Source organism: Frateuria sp., from assembly GCF_035943815.1.
Classification (GTDB): domain Bacteria; phylum Pseudomonadota; class Gammaproteobacteria; order Xanthomonadales; family Rhodanobacteraceae; genus Frateuria_A.
The window spans coordinates 135,840-153,491 of the sequence record NZ_DASZBU010000014.1; the positions used below are offsets into that span (position 1 = coordinate 135,840).

At 59.8% G+C, this 17,652-nt stretch carries 13 protein-coding genes; 3 read left to right on the forward strand and 10 right to left on the reverse strand.

Translation table 11 applies throughout. The features are described 5' to 3' along the window. Window positions 1-22: 22 nt before the first annotated feature. Complete coding sequence (locus tag VGU65_RS09985; protein WP_327475488.1) at window positions 23-655, reverse strand: thymidine kinase; 633 nt, start codon at window positions 653-655, stop codon at window positions 23-25. A gap of 475 nt (window positions 656-1,130) precedes the next feature. On the opposite strand from VGU65_RS09985, the gene VGU65_RS09990 reads away from it, so the two are divergent. The 3 genes from VGU65_RS09990 to VGU65_RS10000 are packed head-to-tail and all read left to right on the forward strand — an operon-like array spanning window position 1,131 to window position 7,880. Continuing rightward, complete coding sequence (locus tag VGU65_RS09990) at window positions 1,131-3,233, forward strand: class I SAM-dependent DNA methyltransferase (RefSeq protein WP_327475273.1); 2,103 nt, start codon at window positions 1,131-1,133, stop codon at window positions 3,231-3,233. Next, the gene (locus VGU65_RS09995; protein WP_327475275.1) at window positions 3,230-4,363 is read left to right on the forward strand and encodes a restriction endonuclease subunit S; all 1,134 of its coding nucleotides are present in this window, start codon (window positions 3,230-3,232) and stop codon (window positions 4,361-4,363) included. The genes VGU65_RS09990 and VGU65_RS09995 overlap by 4 nt, the downstream gene beginning before the upstream one ends. A 43-nt stretch (window positions 4,364-4,406) precedes the next feature. Further along, a complete protein-coding gene (locus tag VGU65_RS10000) occupies window positions 4,407-7,880 on the forward strand; it encodes a type I restriction endonuclease subunit R (RefSeq protein WP_327475277.1) in 3,474 nt (1,157 codons plus the stop codon). 154 nt (window positions 7,881-8,034) lie between these two features. Here the strand turns inward: VGU65_RS10000 and VGU65_RS10005 are convergent, their stop codons facing one another. The 9 genes from VGU65_RS10005 to VGU65_RS10045 all read right to left on the reverse strand — a co-directional run bounded on the left by VGU65_RS10005 (window position 8,035) and on the right by VGU65_RS10045 (window position 17,560). Then, on the reverse strand, window positions 8,035-8,841 hold the full coding sequence (locus VGU65_RS10005) for a hypothetical protein (RefSeq protein WP_327475280.1): 807 nt from the start codon (window positions 8,839-8,841) through the stop codon (window positions 8,035-8,037). Between the two features lie 8 nt (window positions 8,842-8,849). Next, window positions 8,850-9,257 (reverse strand): helix-turn-helix transcriptional regulator, encoded by a 408-nt coding sequence (locus tag VGU65_RS10010; RefSeq protein ID WP_327475282.1) that lies wholly within the window; start codon window positions 9,255-9,257, stop codon window positions 8,850-8,852. Between the two features lie 164 nt (window positions 9,258-9,421). Next, entirely contained in the window at window positions 9,422-10,228 is an 807-nt protein-coding gene (locus VGU65_RS10015; RefSeq protein ID WP_327475284.1) for a TIGR04255 family protein, read from the reverse strand. 282 nt (window positions 10,229-10,510) lie between these two features. Beyond that, window positions 10,511-11,365 (reverse strand): site-specific integrase, encoded by an 855-nt coding sequence (locus VGU65_RS10020; RefSeq protein WP_327475286.1) that lies wholly within the window; start codon window positions 11,363-11,365, stop codon window positions 10,511-10,513. Between the two features lie 176 nt (window positions 11,366-11,541). Next, window positions 11,542-12,699 carry a hypothetical protein gene (locus tag VGU65_RS10025; protein ID WP_327475288.1) on the reverse strand — a complete coding sequence of 386 codons (1,158 nt, stop codon included), beginning with the start codon at window positions 12,697-12,699 and terminating at the stop codon, window positions 11,542-11,544. Between the two features lie 206 nt (window positions 12,700-12,905). Further along, a complete protein-coding gene (locus VGU65_RS10030; RefSeq protein ID WP_327475290.1) occupies window positions 12,906-13,790 on the reverse strand; it encodes a hypothetical protein in 885 nt (294 codons plus the stop codon). A gap of 66 nt (window positions 13,791-13,856) precedes the next feature. After that, a complete protein-coding gene (locus tag VGU65_RS10035; RefSeq protein WP_327475291.1) occupies window positions 13,857-14,072 on the reverse strand; it encodes a helix-turn-helix domain-containing protein in 216 nt (71 codons plus the stop codon). Between the two features lie 629 nt (window positions 14,073-14,701). Continuing rightward, window positions 14,702-16,027, reverse strand: a complete 1,326-nt coding sequence (locus VGU65_RS10040) for a tyrosine-type recombinase/integrase (protein ID WP_327475292.1) — start codon at window positions 16,025-16,027, stop codon at window positions 14,702-14,704. 234 nt (window positions 16,028-16,261) lie between these two features. Beyond that, complete coding sequence (locus VGU65_RS10045) at window positions 16,262-17,560, reverse strand: NAD(P)/FAD-dependent oxidoreductase (protein ID WP_327475293.1); 1,299 nt, start codon at window positions 17,558-17,560, stop codon at window positions 16,262-16,264. Window positions 17,561-17,652: the final 92 nt, after the last annotated feature.

Consider the following 17,652-nt stretch of genomic DNA (forward strand, 5'->3'; position numbering starts at 1 on the left):
TTTCATCGGGCGGAGCGAGCGGTCAGCGCGAGTGGTCCAGCGGCAGCACGCTCTGCTGCAGCTCGATGCGGCCGCGGCCCTCGGTGATGTGCTTGAACTCGGCGCGGCTGACCGAGACATAGCGATCGTTGCCACCGATCTCAACCTGCGGGCCTTCGGTCACCGCGCGGCCCTGCTCGTCGACGCGCACCACCATGGTGGCCTTGCGGCCGGTGTGGCAGATGGTCTTGATCTCGTCCAGGTGGTCGGCCCAGGCCAGCAGGTAGCGACTGCCCTCGAACAACTCGCCGCGGAAGTCGGTGCGCAGGCCATAGGCGAGCACCGGGATATTGAGCCGGTCGACCACGTCGGTGAGCTGCCACACCTGCGCCTTGGAGAGGAACTGCGCCTCGTCCACGAACACGCAGTGCAGCGCGCCGCGTTCGGCGATGTCCGCCTCGACCAGCACGAACAGGTCCTCGCCGCCGCCGAAGCGGCGCGCATTGGCCTTCAGGCCGATGCGCGAGGCCACCACGCCGTGGCCGTAGCGGTCGTCCAGCGCCGGTGTCAGGATCAGCGTGCGCATGCCGCGCTCGTGGTAGTTGTACGCGCTCTGCAGCAGCGTGGTGGTCTTGCCGGCATTCATCGCCGAGTAATAAAAATAGAGCTTGGCCACTTTGAAAACCCGCATGTTATTGATAACGCAGTGAACTTAAACATCTTCCTACCTTGCAAGCACTTCCATGCCCCCAGCCCTACCCCCACCAATTTGGGCTCCTTCCAAGTCATGGGGAAGGGATCGGTCAAGCTTCACGGCTCCCTACTTGCTGGCTGTGAAGTGAGGTGCCGAGGGCGACCCATCGAGGCTACGTGTCGACGCTTAGGGCCCATCGAAGCGGCCGCGACGCGCCACCAACCCAGATTGAGGAGGCAACATCGCTCCGGGCCACTTTAGCGGAGGTCGGCACCCTGAGACCTGCCATGCGCCGGTACAAATGGCCGCAACTCAAGCATCAGGGCGACTGCGCGTCTAGCGAGTTATGCTGATTGGACGGACTAGGACGCATCGGGCGTCCGGCTAGTCGAGGAAGCTCGGCCAGGCGACAAATTGCGCCACAGCGGTGCAGCGGTGCAGCGGGTGAAAGAATCTAATGTTTGCTGATCATTTCGCCGGCCTCGGACAATTTGAGGCGGGCCTTTGGAAAATTGCGGACGACCTGCGGGCAAATTCCGGTCTCGCCTCCAACGAATACTTCATGCCGATCATGGGGTTGCTCTTCCTGCGCCAGGCGAGCAACCGGTACCGTGAAGCACTGAGCGCGATCGAGGCAGATCAGGCCAGTGGCAAGATGCCAAGGCGCGCCCTGGTTGAGGCGGATTTTCGTAGCCGCCGCGCATTGAAGCTGCCCAAGTCAGCACGCTATGAGACGCTGCTGGAGCTGCCGCAGGACGGTACGCTTGGCAAGGCCATCTCCAAATCCATGGAGGACGTAGAGAAGGGCTTCCCTCCACTGGCTGGCCAGTTACCCAAAGGCTATGAGCGCTTCGATGGTGAGCTGCTGGACCGTATGCTGCGCACCTTCGACACCGAGGCGCTGCGCACCGCCTCGGGCGACGTGTTCGGTCGCATCTACGAATACTTTCTGGCCGAATTCTCCAAACAGGGCGCTCACGACAACGGCGAGTTTTTCACGCCGCCCTCGATCGTGCAGACCATCGTCAACGTGATCGAGCCCGATCACGGCATCGTCTTCGATCCGGCCTGTGGCTCCGGCGGCATGTTCGTGCAGTCCAGCCATTTCATAGAGGACGCCGGCCAGGACACCATGCAGCGCGTCACCTTCTACGGCCACGAGAAGAACGAAACCACCGCCAAGCTCGCGCAGATTAATCTCGCCGTACATGGCCTGCAGGGGTCGATCCGCGCCGGCAACGAAGCGATCACCTACTACAAGGACCCGCACGAGCTGGTCGGCAAATGCGACTTCGTAATGGCCAATCCGCCGTTCAATGTGGACGAGGTGGATGCGGAGAAGGTCAAGGGTGATCCTCGACTGCCGTTCGGCCTGCCCGGCGTCAACAAGGGCAAGAAGGTTTCCAACGCCAACTATCTTTGGATGTCGTACTTCTACAGTTACTTGAATCAAAACGGCCGTGCTGGCGTAGTCATGTCCTCGCAGGCGTCGAGCGCTGGGCGCGATGAAGCTCTGGTGAGGAAGAAGCTCGTCGAAACCGGCGCCGTAGACGTGATGATCGACATCCGCGGCAACTTCTTCTACACACGCACGGTGCCCTGCCAGCTGTGGTTTTTTGACCGCGCCAAGGAGCGCGACAAAACCCGGTGTGACCAAGTGCTGATGCTTGATGCGCGCAGCATCTATCGCAAGGTGACGCGCGCCATCTACGACTTCAGTCCCGAGCAGCAGAAGAACATCACCGCCATCGTATGGCTCTATCGCGGTCAGTCAGATCGATTTCTGCAATTGATTGCATCATATTTGGCGCAAGCCATAGCGGCGAGCGCGGCGACTGTCGAGCGTCTGATCGCACTCGAAGGCGCGCTGAGCCAACTGGCCGCGTTGATTCAGCCATTCGCCACTACAAAGCGCGAGGCCGATCCGCTGGCTGAGCCGTGGGCGGAGTTGGCCGCCGCGTGGGCTACGCTGGCGGATGACATCAAGGCGTTCGAGGCCGACGCAAAGGCGCAGGCAAAGGCCTGGGCCATGCCGGCACGCACCAACGCCGCGCTGCATGCGGCGCGCGAGCGTCTTCAGCCGCTGGCCGAACGAAGCCGCGATCTCACGAAACAAATCGACCTTGCAGCGAGACTGGTCGGCCGCCTAATCGACATCGCGGTAAAAGAGCTCGACGCGAAAGACGCCGAGGAGTGGCCTACCAACGAAGTGAACCGGGCGCGTAAGGCGCTGGAAGGCGCGTGCGCCGAGGCTGTCGAGGCGCTGCGCAGGGCGAGGTACTTCGTGAAGCAAGCGGACTGGTTGCAGGAGCGTTTCCCGGACGCGCAGCTGCGTGACGTCGAGGGGCTGGTGAAGCTGGTGAATCGCGCTGCGATCGAAGCGCATGACTGGAGCTTGACGCCTGGACGTTATGTGGGTGTGGCGCCCGAAGCGGTGGATGATGACTTCGACTTCGAGGAAGCGATGCGGTCGATTCATATCGACCTGAAGGGCCTGAACGAGGAGGCCGCGGATTTAGCCTCTCGTATCGCACGCAACTTCGAGGGGCTCGGCGCGTGACCCGGTCGGTTGCTGCCATCAAAGAATTCGCAATCGGCATCTTCGATGGGCCACACGCCACACCGAAGCCATCTGAAGACGGTCCTATTTTTCTCGGGATTAAGAATGTCACCGACGAAGGCAGATTAGACTTTTCTGAAATCCGCCATGTTTCGGAGGCCGATTTCGCGAAATGGACTAGGCGGGTCAAGCCTCAGCAGGGGGACATCGTATTCTCCTATGAAGCCACGCTTCATCGGTACGCTTGTATTCCAGATGGCTTCGAGGGCTGCCTCGGTCGGCGAATGGCGTTGGTGCGGCCCGATCTGCGAAAGGTTGACCCAAGGTTCTTGCTCTATTTTTTCCTTTCGCCAATTTGGCGGGCAAAGATGGAAGCAATCACGATAACCGGCGCAACAGTAAATCGAATTCCACTTACTACGGTTCCCAACACCGAAGTATCGCTCCCAGGCTTAAGGGAACAAGTTGCAATTGCAGAAATCCTATCTGCGTATGACGAACTGATCGAGAACAACCGACGGCGGATTGCGTTGCTGGAAGAGGCGGCGCGGATGCTCTACCGCGAGTGGTTTGTCCACTTCCGCTTCCCCGGCCACGAACACGTCAAGGTCTTCGACGGTCTTCCCGCGGGGTGGGAGAGGTGCAAGGTCGGGGACCTTCTGGAGTTGCGCTATGGAAAAGCGTTGAAAGAAGAGAATCGCACTGGGGGACCTATCCCGGTCTATGGCTCCAGTGGGATTATAGGCACTCACCAAACAGCGCTCGCTGCAGGTCCGACGATCGTTGTCGGGCGAAAAGGAAATGTCGGAAGCGTCTACTGGTCGCCGGTCGACCTTTGGCCTATAGACACAGCCTATTTCGTTCCAAGGGAACAGGCCGACTTATGGCTTTACCTAGCTCTACCTTCCGCAGGTTTCCAGAACACCGATTCGGGTGTGCCCGGCCTAAATCGCAATTTCGCCTATAGCCGAAATTTAATCCGACCACCTGAATCCCTACGACGCACCTTCATCGATACGGTGGAGCCAATGTTCGCGCAGCGAACTGCGCTTGAGAACTACAACAAGAAGCTTGCCCAGGGCCGCGACCTTCTACTCCCACGTTTGATGAACGGCGACATCGCGGTCTGACACAAGGATGAGGCACTAGTCACAGGGGACAGGCACGATGGCGATGACATCCATCAACAGCGAGGACAGGCTGGTGCAGGCGACCTTTGCCGAGCACCTTGAAGTGCTGGGCTGGGACAGCGTAACCGCGTGGAACGCGGAGACTTTCGGCCCGGACGGCACGCTTGGTCGCAACGATACCCAGGAAGCTGTTCTCACTCGCGACTTGCGCGCGGCGCTGGAACGGCTCAACCCTAGCTTGCCGACCGCGGCGATCGACGACGCGCTGCGCGCGTTGACCGTGTATGACGTGAGCCGCTCGATGGTGCAGCACAATCGCGATTTCTACAGGTTGATTCGCGGCGGCGTGCCAGTGACCTACCGCGACACGGCTGGGCATCAAAAATCGGCCCGCGCACGCGTGATCGACTTCAACAATGCCACGTTGCCCAACGGCGGGAGCCCCAACCGCTTCCTTGCCGTGCGCGAACTCAAGCTCACCGGTATCCGCACGCCAAACTACAACCGCCGTGCCGACCTGGTCTGCTTCGTCAATGGCCTGCCGCTAGTGTTCATTGAGTTGAAGGCGGTCTACAAAAATATTCGCGCCGGCTTCGATGGCAACCTACGCGACTACATGGACGAGCACGTCATTGCCCATGCGTTCCATCACAACGCTTTCCTGATCGTGTCCAACGGCGACCGCGCCCGCTACGGCTCAATCACGAGCGAGTGGGAGCATTTCAACGAGTGGAAACGTCTAGACGAGGCGGGAACAAGCCAGGTTGATGCGAAGCGCTTGCTGGACGGCATGCTTGCGCCTGAGCGCCTGCTGGACCTAGTCGAAAACTTCATCCTGTTCGACGAGAGCAAGCCTGGCACCACCCGCAAGGTGGTAGCGCGCAACCATCAGGTGCTGGGCGTGAATCGCGCGGTGGCGTCGGTGGCCCGGCAGGAGGAACTCAAGGCGAAATTCCCGCTGCAATTGCGGATGCAGAATCGCGCGGTAGAGCTACCGCTAGAAAGACGCCCGCCGAAACAACGCAAGCGGCCAGCCGAGCTTGCATGGCCAGCGGTCGCCGATGTGCCAGGCGTGTCCTACATCCCAGACGGTCCTATCGAGATCGTCGAGCGGGCGCATCCCGAGTTAGGACGGCTGGGCGTGTTCTGGCATACACAAGGGAGCGGCAAATCCTACTCGATGGCGTTCTTTGCAGAGAAGGTACGGCGGAAGGTACCGGGCAACTTTACCTTTCTGCTGATGACAGACCGCAACGATCTGGACAGCCAGATCTACAAAACTTTTGTCGGTTGCGGCGTCGCCGGCCAGCAGACACCACGGGCTGAGTCTGGCGACGACCTTCAGCGGGTGCTGAAGCAGAACCACCCGTACGTCTTTAGTCTGATCCACAAGTTCAACAAAAACGTGGATCCCGCCCAGCCTTATAGCGAGCGCGACGACATTATCGTGATGTCCGACGAGGCGCACCGAACACAGGCCGGACGGCTCGCGCGCAATATGCGGGTCGCGCTACCCAATGCTGCGTTCATCGGCTTTACTGGAACGCCGTTATTCAAACAAGACGAGATCACCAAGCGGATCTTCGGCGACTACGTCTCACGTTACGACTTCAAGCGCTCAGAGGAGGACGGTGCGACAGTCAAGCTCATCTACGAGAACCGCGGCGAGAAGCTTGGCGTCGCCAAGCTCGATTTGAATGATCGCATCGCTGAAAGAATCGAGCAGGCCGAGCTCGACCCGGATCAGATGGCATTGCTCGACAGGCTGCTGGGCAAGGATTACGAAGTAATCACCGCCGACGAGCGGCTAGACAAGATCGCCGCCGACTTCGTCGAGCACTGCACGACGCGCTGGGAGTCGGGCAAGGTGCTGTTTGTGTGCATCGACAAAATTACCTGTGCGCGGATGCACCAGCGGATCATGCCCCACTGGCAGGCGAAAGCGGCGCAAGTGCGGGCGGACGCCGATGCCAAGCATGCGCAAGCCGAGGGGGAGAATGACCAACTGCTGCGGGCTGCCCTGAAGGCTCAGGCCACCAAGCTGTCCGCGCAGGCAGAGTGGCTTGACGAGACCATCGTGGAGATCATCATCAGCGAGGCCCAAAACGAGGTCGTGGACTTCAGAAAATGGGGCTTCGACATCATTCCGCATCGGGAACTAATGAAGAAAGGTTTCGCCACGGGCGATGGCCAGCGCGTGGATATCGAGACCGCGTTCAAGAACCCCAAACATCCGTTTCGGGTCGCGATTGTCTGCGCCATGTGGCTGACTGGCTTTGACGTGGAATGCCTCTCTACGCTCTACATCGACAAGCCGATGAAGGCGCACACCTTGATGCAGGCGATTGCGCGAGCCAATCGCGTCTATCCGAGCAAGGACTTCGGCCTGATCGTGGACTACAACGGCATGCTGAAAAGCCTGCGCGCGGCGCTGGCCCAATACGCGCTTGGCGATGACGGCTCCGGCGACGAGGAAATCATCGCACCGATAGAGGAGCGGGTGCAGGCGTTGCTCGAAGCCATCGAGGCAACCGATGCGCACCTTCGGGGACTAGGATTCGACCCGGCGACGCTGATCGGTGCCAAGGGCTTTGACCGAATCAAGGGTCTCAAGGACGCCGTGGAGGCGGTTTATACGAGCGACGATAGCAAGCACCGGTTCGAGATTCTTGCGCGGCAGGTGTTCGTCCGCTTCAAGGCACTGCTGATGGAGCCCAGCGCTTGGGGCTACGCGGAACGGCACGATAACATCGAGGCGATCTATAAGAAGCTGACCGAACGCCGTGATACGGCCGATGTAACGGAGCTACTGAAAGCGCTTCACCGGATAGTCAACGAGGCCATCCGCACCCAGGCACCCGGTGATGACCAAGCCGGGGGACTGACCTTTGACCTCAGTCAGATCAATCTGGAGCGCCTCCGCGACGAATTCGCGAAGAAGGTACAGCGCAAGGCGACGGCGATCGAGGACATTCGGCTGCTCGTTGAGAGGAAGCTAGCCCAGATGCTTGCGCGTAACCCAGCACGGATGAACTATCAGCTCAAGTACGAGGGCATCATTGCTGACTACAACGGTGAGAAAGACCGGGTGACGATTGAAGAGACTTTCAGGCGGCTGCTGGAGCTTGTGAACGGCCTTGATGATGAGCTGAAGCGAGCTACACGCGAGGGCCTGGGCGAAGACGAACTAGCGCTGTTCGACCTACTTACGAAAGACGGTCTGGACAACACGGCGCGCGAACGAGTCAAACAGGCGAGCCGTGGTTTGCTTGCCGCCATCAAGGCTCGACTGCAGATTCTCGACCGATTTTGGGAGAAGGAGCAGACCAAGGCGGACGTCGAAGTCCTTATCCTGGATGAGGTCGCAGCGAGGCTGCCCTCGCCGCCCTTTTCCGACATAGAAAAAGAGCTACTGGCGAAGAGCGTTTACATCCACGTCTGGAATATGGCGGTCACAAGAGAGTCTATCGACCGCGTGCGGACCCCGATGGCAGAGATCCGCTCGGGCATGGTCTGAACATCAAGCTGGCGCTACGCCCTTAGGCTAGCCGAGAGGTGCTATGGGACTGAAAGGGCGTATGTGAGCGAGACGGCGACCTCTGGACTGGTCGTTCTAAGAAAGCCCAAAGGCGTGACGAAATGGCTACACACCAGTGCGTGAAACATGCAATTTAACTTCCTTGATCTGGGTAGAGACTAGTTGCCTGCTGACCGCTATAGCTTCGATGATCGACACGCCAAGGCTTAGTACTCAGCGCCAGAGCGAGCGGGAAGACGTCTTCAGCAACGGCGTCGCACCCGGTAATCTCGATACCAGCCCAAAGTTTGGTGGCTGGATCGTAAAACGCCTTGGTGAAAATCTGTTCTAAGCGCGTGGCGAACTCCGCCGCCTCGTTATCCGGAGTAGCAGGGGGATACACGGCGTAGATCGCCAACGCATATGGCTCATCGGCTTCAGAGCGTTCAATAAGCTGGTTATCGTCGACGTCGAAGTACATCGCGCGAATACCCGTTCCATGCGTTTTCGCTAGCCGATCTATGCTCTTCCTGACGCGGTCCATCTGGACTTCGAACGAATTGGCAAATGCTGATCGGGCGTAACGCGCGCTAAGCCAGCGCCTGAAGACCACCAAATCTTGGGTGGCCAGTTGGTACGGGTAAGGTTTAGCGTCTTGGACGAAATCATCTTTACGGATGATGGCGCGTTTCCTGATGTCGAGCTCCGCTATCTTCCGCTGCAGATTGTCATCAAGGATCTCGACATGTAGTCGGCGAGCGTTCTTGCCCAGCGTCATGGACCCGTTAAGTGCATCGATCAGGCCGAAAGGCACATACTCGATGACGTCCTCGATTTCCAAGTCTGCACAAAGATCGCAATCGTGGCTTGCGATAACCCCCATCCGGCTGGGGCCCGCTAAATTTGAGTACGTAAAGACTGCTCCCTGGCGCCAGGCGATGTCACGATACTCGTCCGTCATGGCGCTGCCTACGTCAGGTCATCCGACGAGCCGTCCACCACAGTGCCTTTGGCGCGTTTGGCTGCAAGGCGCTCCGCCATCAACGCCCGCTGATCGGCGCGGCGCCCTTGCGACGCCAAGATGGCGCGAGCCAAGACCTCCGGATCCTCCCCAGTCTGAACCAGCTGCCAGAAATTCTGGCTCGCTCGCAACGGCTGGGTGAGAAGGGGCCGCTGTGGTTGATCGACCGTAAGGAGCGCCTCATGAGCTCTCATTAAGGTATCGATACGTGTCGCGTGGTTCTCGCTGGCTTGATCGCCATTGATCCAGTTGTACAACGTCTGCCGCGACACGCCGAGAACACGAGCCAGAGCAGCGGCCGAAATGCCCATACCGGTCATGATCCGCTTGACTTTGGCCCCGGCGATGCGTCGCACAGGGGACACGGACAATCTCACACCTGCCGGAAGATATCCGACGGCGTTAGGTGGGATCTGCGTGGCGCCACCGGTCCCCGCCAGGCAAACACCCGCCAACAAGGTAGCCAAGGGCATGGGGGCGCGGCGTAGGATGCGTGTGCTAGGGGCGAGCTGTGCCATGGTTACTTCCAGGCTTGGAGGGCGGCGTCTGTAACGACTGCAAGGAAAGAGTCGCGAATGTCCGCTTTGAGGCTCGAGAGTCTATCAACGATCACCCGAGGATCGAACTCCAACGCGATTTCACTGCCAGTCGCGAACCATGAGTCCGTATCGATAAGCGTATGGACCCCGTTAATCTCTGCGAAACGGGCGGGAAGCGTGGGTACGATTGGACCTGCCAAATCCGGCGGGTAGGTCAACTGCCCGTTCTGGGTAAGGATGCGCGTCTTCGTCTGCTGGTCGCCGCGTGTGTGGAGCGATTCGTTAAAGTTGTACGTGATGAACCAGTCATCCCGCGGGGTATTCGTCAGCCCTAAGAATTGCTCTCGAATGTAGTCGCTTAGTGCTCCGCCCGGTGGCGGTACCACCGCGTCGATAAAGCGCATCCCAACCCGCGTGACGGAATCCGGCGCCAAGATCTCTTTGATGACCTCCATCCCACGGCGAAATTTGAGCGAGAAGTCTTCAATCGTTTCGTACTCGACCGTCTGCAGGGCAAAGCCATCCTGACCCACAACAAAGGATTCGGACGGATCGCGCCCGGAAAAGATATGGGAACTCACTTGCCCTTGATTGACCTGGGCCTCACCGGGCACAGCCATATTAGCTCCGACGGTCAGCGTCATTTGCGTATGCTGGCGATAGCCTGGGAAGCCGACCTTCCGCAATCGATCTTGCAACTCAGGAATGAGACTGCCCAGTTTAAGCACGGGGCTGTGAGTCACGTGCGCGACTACAAAGAAGACCGGCGCATACGTGAGCTTGGCCATGGTGGCTCCAACAGAGGTAGAGGTGTCAACTTTACACCCGTAAAGAAACTTTAGGCAGGGGGATGTTTAGCGGACGTCAAAGCCTCACCGGTCATCCGCCGGGACAGGGACCCCTGTCTTAGCGGGCCCTGCCCCCCCCCGAGCCAGCACCAAGGACATCCCGATCCGGGTTCAAATAGGCACCCATCCACGACGCAACGCTACTGAGCACCCGCAGCCCTAACCCACCTCATCAAGCCGAATTGGCCGACTCATCGGCAGCCGGGGCGTAACCCGCCGTCATCACAAGATTGCCCCCGCCGCGTTCTCGACGAAGATATCGGCGTCGCGGATGTACCTCTGAAGCATGGCATCGCTGCGGTGTCCCGTTTGCTGACGAATCTTCCATGAGCTAACTCCGAGTTTGGCGGCGGCCGTCACCAACCCAGCTCGCAGGCTGTGGGCGGAAAGGCCGTCGCAGGAGAGCCCCACACTGGCAACGCGTTTTCGAAGGACGAGGTTAACGCTCTGAGCGGTAAGGGGCCGGCAGCCCGCTCGCCCGCGCTTGCTAACGGGCCGAAAGACGGGTCCGGTGGCAATTGAGGCCCTGTCCAGCCATGCACGCAGCGCTTTAACCGGGCAAGCACGGGTACGCCCATAGGGGATGCCTACCCGTCTACCAATCCCTTGCTGGTCTGTCTTGCTCCGACGCAACGTCACCAGTAGCCCCTCAGGCACGAACTTCAGATCCGCGACATCGATCCCGACCAGCTCGCTACGGCGGAACCCTCCCGCGAACCCCACCAGCAGCAAGGCCCTGTCGCGAACGCCAATCAGGGAATCGGGCAAAGCATCCACCACTACCAGCAAGTCTTCCTTGAGCAACGCGACGGATTGCCGCTGAGGACGGCCATGCACCCGACGGATTCCTCGCAAGGTCGCTCGTACGTGCTCGTCCTTTGTGGGATCGGTGTAGGCCTGCGCCACATGCGCTTTGCCTATCGCCACCGCTCGGCGTTGCAGTGTCGCCGGGCACAAGTTCTCGGCCAGTCCGGCTAGGTAACGAGCCACCTGCGTCGGAGTCGAGGGGATCACGCCTCCCCACGACAGAAAGGCCTCAACATCCGCACGATAGGCCCGCTTCGTCGCTTCCGCCAAGGACGCTTGCAGATATCGGGTCTCAGGTTGCAGTTAGGCGCCTGCAATCGATTGCACGGGCGAGAGGGAGTTCGTCGTGCAATTGATTGCACGGGCCACCGGGACGCGCCTCCTGTCCCCTAGGATAGGTAGCGAGAATGGAAGGTTATCGCTAGTTAAGCCGGCGAGCTGCTTGCTCATATCGCGGCCCCGGAGACCTTGGCGTCGGTCAGATAAGCCCTCCACGCGGCGCGCCGAGCCTTGTTTAACATCGGCAGGTGACATCTGACCAACATGCGTAACGTTGCGCCGGCGGCATCATCCCCGATGCCGATAGCCATCAGTTCTGCACGCTCCGCCTCAATCCGAACCTGGTGCGCATAGTCCTCGGCACGGTCCAGCAGACCGGATTCAACTTGAAACAGGAGCAGTCCTAGCGCTTCGAACCCGTTGTTCGCGCCAGCGTTTCGTAACGTCGCCCGGAGCTCAGCGTCTCCACACAAGAACGTCCGCAGTGCCCGCAGACCTACGCGCGTGTACATGCAAAATGTTGGCGCAATGAGGCCGCCTATGCGCGGGCAATTCTGGATTTCCTCCACGCGCGAAACAATCGGGCGGTGATCAGTCGACTCTCGCAGCAGATGGGCAAACAGCAGCGCGACGTTCAGCGACTCGGTCCCTTTACCCCTGACCACGGCGTAAGCAACCAATGGGTGGGGCTTCAAAGCCTCGACGACCCGCAGCACCGCATGGGGGTTTGCTCTAGAGAGCGTCCGGTAGCCCGCGCGCGTTCTTTCTGTAAGGCCAGCCAACAGTTGGAGGGCCACCACGCGCCGCCAGACCGGGGCGCGTTCGTCCAGAGCCAGGGGTTCCCAGCGCAGCGGCGCTTCCAAGAGCGTGCTGCGAAAACTAGCGGCCTCGGGGGAGCAGCCAATCCTAAGCAAGTCGCAAGCAGTGCGATCTTTTAAGCCCACAGAAAGTGAATGCGCGGTCGCCGTGAGGAGTCGAAGGTCGCCGAAGGCGTCGCGAACTCTTCTTTTTCCCGCGATTGCCAGTACAGCGCTAACGCGTTCGATGTTGCCTAGACCGACATCCTCCAACGCGATTACGCGAAGCCGCCGCCATGCGTACTCGGCATCCATCGCGTGCAGCGCCGCAGCAACTTCCACCGCCTCAGCATGCAAACCACGGCGAATGCATTTCTGCAATGCGCTGGCGAGAAGCCAGCGGTCGGGAACCCCGCGAGATAGCGAACAGGATCGATGCTGCGCTGGGGGCAAGGATACCAGGCCGTGGATAAGCCGTTCTTCCGTCTCCCAAAGCATCGCAGTGAGTTGCGACGAGTTATGTGTCATTTTCAACCCGTGGTGTGGAGGGTTAAGCGTGACACTTGGGCAACGGTTGTATATAGAAAGGTCGTGTATTTGGAAAAATTTATTGATGGCCCATAACTACTCTGGGCTATAACGCTTCCGCAAAGGTGGTGGCGTGCCCAAGCGGAATTTGCGCAGGGCGCGCCGACCCTTTCGGTAACCGAAAGTCCCAACGAGGCTTGCTTCACTTAAGGCTCTGCCAGATAGGCCATCCACCCAAGGCTTGCGGGGAACCCACACCATATGTTGGCGGGCTGCCACCAAGCTGGTTGAAGCTCCTGTAACGCCTGTTGCAGCCCTTTTCTCTGCTTGAGTGGAAAAGATTGGTAGGCCGCCTGGGCAGAGTGTCCCGGCGCTTTAGCGCGCTTAATGAACTCACCTACCGTTGGATCGCTGCTTTTTCCTAGCGCCGCCCGGTTGAGGATAAGCAGCGTCAAAAAAGGCGATGGTTGCACGATGGTTTGAGCGAGCGGGAAGCCTTTGCGGTTTTGCAATATCGCTTCTACGCGCAAGGTGGGCGCGGCATAGATGCCGCCGTAGCTTTGCTCCTTGGACTTGTCATAGACAGTAAACCGTCGGTTGCTCTTTTGGCCGCCTATATACATCGTCCCTGAATGCTCGTAGGCGGCGTTAGATGTCCGTAATGAGGTGTCAACGTACAGATAGTCGCCAAAAACCGCACCGTCAACGTCGATGTTTATCTCCACCCGGCTCATCCATCCGCTGTAGACCAATGTAGCGAATCCGTCTTCCAGAAGAATTGATAGATGGCCCTTGAGCGCGGCCAGATCGTTCGCCGAAAGCTTGGCAGGATTGAATTCGACCCATAAGCTCTGTTTCTTCCCTGCCTCTCCGTACATTAGATGCAAATACCCTCCCTCCGGCAGCTTCTGGTGTACGTTGGTCAGAGAACCCTCTGGGTGGACCTTTTGTAACTTTCCCTTGGTCCCAAAATCCCCCATCAGGCTACTCCCGACCCACCCCTGTAGACGTTGGTAATCGGCGTTACCGCTAATGCTATTCCCATATGTGTACCTGACCCTCATCTTGTCCAGCCCGATGCGAGTGTCCATGGCTATCGGATTGCGGAGTATTTATAGCGGCCTACGGGACAGCACGTTCACTGCAGTCGCGTCCCATCAGCGGGATGAGATTGACACTTTCGAAATGAAAGCCTCTAACTCGCTCGGTTCATAGCGAACCTTGTGGCCGACCCGAACGTAATTCGGCCCCATCTTCTTTGCGCGCCAGTCCTCAAGCGTCCGAGGTGATACGCCGAGGTATTCGGCGGCAACTTTCGTAGGAACGCGAGCGGGACGGGAAGACAGCTGCTCTTCAATATAGCGGCCGACCATGCCAGTTCTCCTGTGGCAAAAAAAGGCAAATCTTGCCTGCCGACGTGTGCGGAAGCACGCGTCGGAGCCAATACTTTTTTGCGTAAGCCAGGTCTAGCGCGACAACTACGAATACGCAGGGACAGTGGCCGCCTTTAGGGCAGGCAGACGCCAAGCTGCGTACGGTCCCCTGGCTGACGGGACCGCTTATTCTTCCAATCGCGCCCTAATGGTCTCTGTGTTCCAATACGGACGCCCTTGTTTGCCGGGCGGCCTATTCGGCCAGTCATAGCCGTCCGGCTTAGGAAATTCGCCCGTTTTCATTCCCTGGTAGATGGTCGTGTGCGAGCAACCGAAGACCGCCATCAGGTTTGCCATCCGTAACCTCCCTGGTTGATTCAGGGGAATAAGGGGGGCCCTCGGCTTGACGGCACGACTTGCCGTCTTCCTACTAAGCGAAGCAGCAGCCGATACTGCCCCCTTCTTTGCTTCATTATTGGACATCTTTCAGCGCTCCCAAACGAAAAAGCCCCCAATGGAGTGAGCGCCAATATCTGGCTTCACTCCATTGGGGGCTTAGTTGATGACAGGCGTTTGGCGCCCTGCCGACTTACAGATTCGCACTAACCGGTATCAATGTCAACAACGGCTTACATACTTTTCTTGAATGGCACGACATTAGTTTTCGCTGACATAACAAAATTGGCCCAAAACTCCATCATTTTGATCCGTTCAGGCCAATACGTCGCGTGATTGTATGACGCTTCTGTCCTGCTCCGCCGCCAATGAGACAGCTGCATTTCCACCACATGCGACGGGAACCCGCGTTCATTGAGCGCAGTCGACGCAGTCGCCCGAAACCCATGCGCCGACAGCTTCCCGTGATACCCGATCCGGTACAGCGTCTGGTTGATCGTGTTGGGGTTCATGGGCCGATCCGGATCGCTCCGGCTGGGGAACAAGTACCGTGAGTGGCCCGTGAGCTTTCGAAGCTCGGCAATCAACTGCAGCGCGGTGCCGGCCAAGGGCACCGCGTGTTCTCGGCTTTTCTTGGTCTTATTGGCGGGGATCAACCAATGCGGACCGAGGTCTGCCGTCCCGGTCAAGTCGAACTCGGACCATTCAGCGTTGCGCAACTCGTTCGTGCGGACGAAGGTTACAGCCAGCAACTTGATGGCGAGCTTCACTTGCTCGCTCGCGCCGGCATTGGTCAGCTCGTGCCAAAGCACCGGGAGCGCATCAGGCTTAAGGTACTTGCTGTGCTGAACTTCGGGTCGGGCGACTAAAGCTCGGAGCGCCCACGTCGGATCATAGGCTGTGTTTATTATTCCCTTGGATGAAGCGTAGGCGAACACGGCATGGGCGATCTGGCCAATGTGAATAGCCGTGGTGGTCGCACCATGCGCGCGCACCCGCACCTTCTTCTGGTGCGGCATCTTTAGTTTCTTGCGGCTTGCTACGGCTTCCATGATGGAGCTGAGCTCCGCTGCGCCCACATCGCCCACGTTGAGCGCACCAACTTTTGGAAAGACGTCCCGCTCCAAGATGCGAAGCACCTTAGTGGCGTAGCCGGCGGAACAGTGTCTGGGATTGTCCGGATTCGCCTTGTGGGCAATCCATGCGCGCGCCACTGCCTCAAAGGTGTTCCCGCCCGCCACCACCGCCTTTTGGAGTTCTGCCTTCTTGTGCTTCCCCGGATCGATTCCTTGCGCAACCTGTTTGCGAGCAAGCTCATGGGCCTTACGAGCTTCCGCGAGGGAAACCTGCGGATAGCTGCCGATCACGAAGGTGCCTTCCCTGCCCAACAGCCGGTACTTGTAGCGCCAACTTTTCGCGTTGCCAGCTGATATCCACAGGTACAGTCCTCCGCCATCTGCGAGCTTCAGGCCTTGGGTCCCGGGTGACACTTGGCGCGTTTGAGCGAGCTTCTTAAACGTACTGCTCTTGACTACGAGGTCGCTTAGCTGGCGCTTCATCTTGAGCAACCCAGAGGCTTGTCGATACCCCCGATTCTACCCCCATCCCCCCTGATTTGGGGGTATGCGCAGATACGCGTCCTTATACCTCACACACATAAACGGCCATAGTTCAATGGGTTATTTACGTCCACTTACGACCATTTAGAACCGTAATAGAAGTAGAGCTTGGCCATGAGGCGCCGGCAGGGCCGGTCGGTCAGCGGAAACGGCGCATTGTAGGCGCGACCGGGCTCACTCGGCGCGCGCCTGCGCAAGACGCTGGCGATGCCCGGCCCACCATCCAGGAAGGTTGCGCAACACCATGATCGCGTAGACCAGCTTGAACAGGCGCAGCCGCAGCAGCACGCGGGGAGCGTCGAACAGGTCGCCGGCGAGCATCGAGATCACGCCCTGCTCCAGCTGCCAGACGTTGCGCGGTGCGCGGAACATCTGCCGCATCACCGGTTCGTTGAAGCGATAGATGAAGAAGGCGAAGCGCGCCATGCCATCGCGCAGGCGCTTCTCCAGCGCGCCCTGCAGCGCCGCCTCGCGCGCGGGATCGCGCAGCGCGCCGTCGACCACCTCGACCGCCCGTTCGGCGGCGTCCATCGCCAGGAACACGCCGGAGGAAAAGACCGGGTCGAGGAAGGCGAAGGCGTCGCCGACCAGGATCCAGCCTGGGCCGGCCATCCGCGCGGAGTCGTAGGAATAATTGCCGGCCGCGCGCACCTCGTCGACCAGTTCGGCGCCTTCCAGCCGCTGCCATAGCGCGGCGTTCCGGCGCAGCGTGTCGAGCAGGAACTCGCGCGTGTCGCCGCGGCGGCGCTTGAGGTACTCGGGCCAGCACACCGCGCCCACGCTCATGCTGCCGTCCGGCAGCGGGATCATCCACATCCAGCCGTGCTCGAAGCGGTAGATGCTGACGTTGCCCTCGTCCTCGCCGGGTCGGCGCGCCGCATTTGCGAAACGGCTGAACAGGGCGGCGCTCTGGTGCAGCCGGTTCTTGCGCTTGAGCTTCTTCCTGGACGACAGGAAGGCGTCGCGGCCGCTGGCGTCGACCACGTAGCGCGCCTGGAGGCTATACCGGCGGCCATCGTCCCCGCGCACTTCGAGCAGGCTCTCGCGCGGCCCGGCCTGCTCGAGCTTGAGCACCTCCTGGCCCTCGCGCGCATCGGCGCCGCACTCGCGCGCGTGGTCGTAGAGCATCTTGTCGAAATCCTGCCGCCACACCTGGTAGCTGTGCGGCGGGCTGTCACCGAGCGCGCGGCCAAAGGAAAACACGTTGTAGCCGCGCTCGTTGGCCGCCTCGAAATCGGCGCCGGCCTTGAGCACGCCCAGCGCTCGCACCTTGTCGAGCACACCCAGGCGCTCGAAGATCGGCAGGTTCATCGGCAACAGCGATTCGCCGATATGGAAGCGCGGGTGGCGTTCCTTTTCCAGCGCGATCACGCGGTAGCCGCGCCGTGCCAGCAGCGCGGCCGCGGTACTGCCGGCGGGGCCGCCGCCGATGATCGCCACGTCGCACCGCTCGATTGCCGATTCCCTCTCCATGCGCGCTCCCCGCGTGCCGACAACGGGGCGATTATGGCGGATGCGGCAAGCCTGCAGGAGCCGGGCATGCCACCTCCATCCGGCCCCGGGAG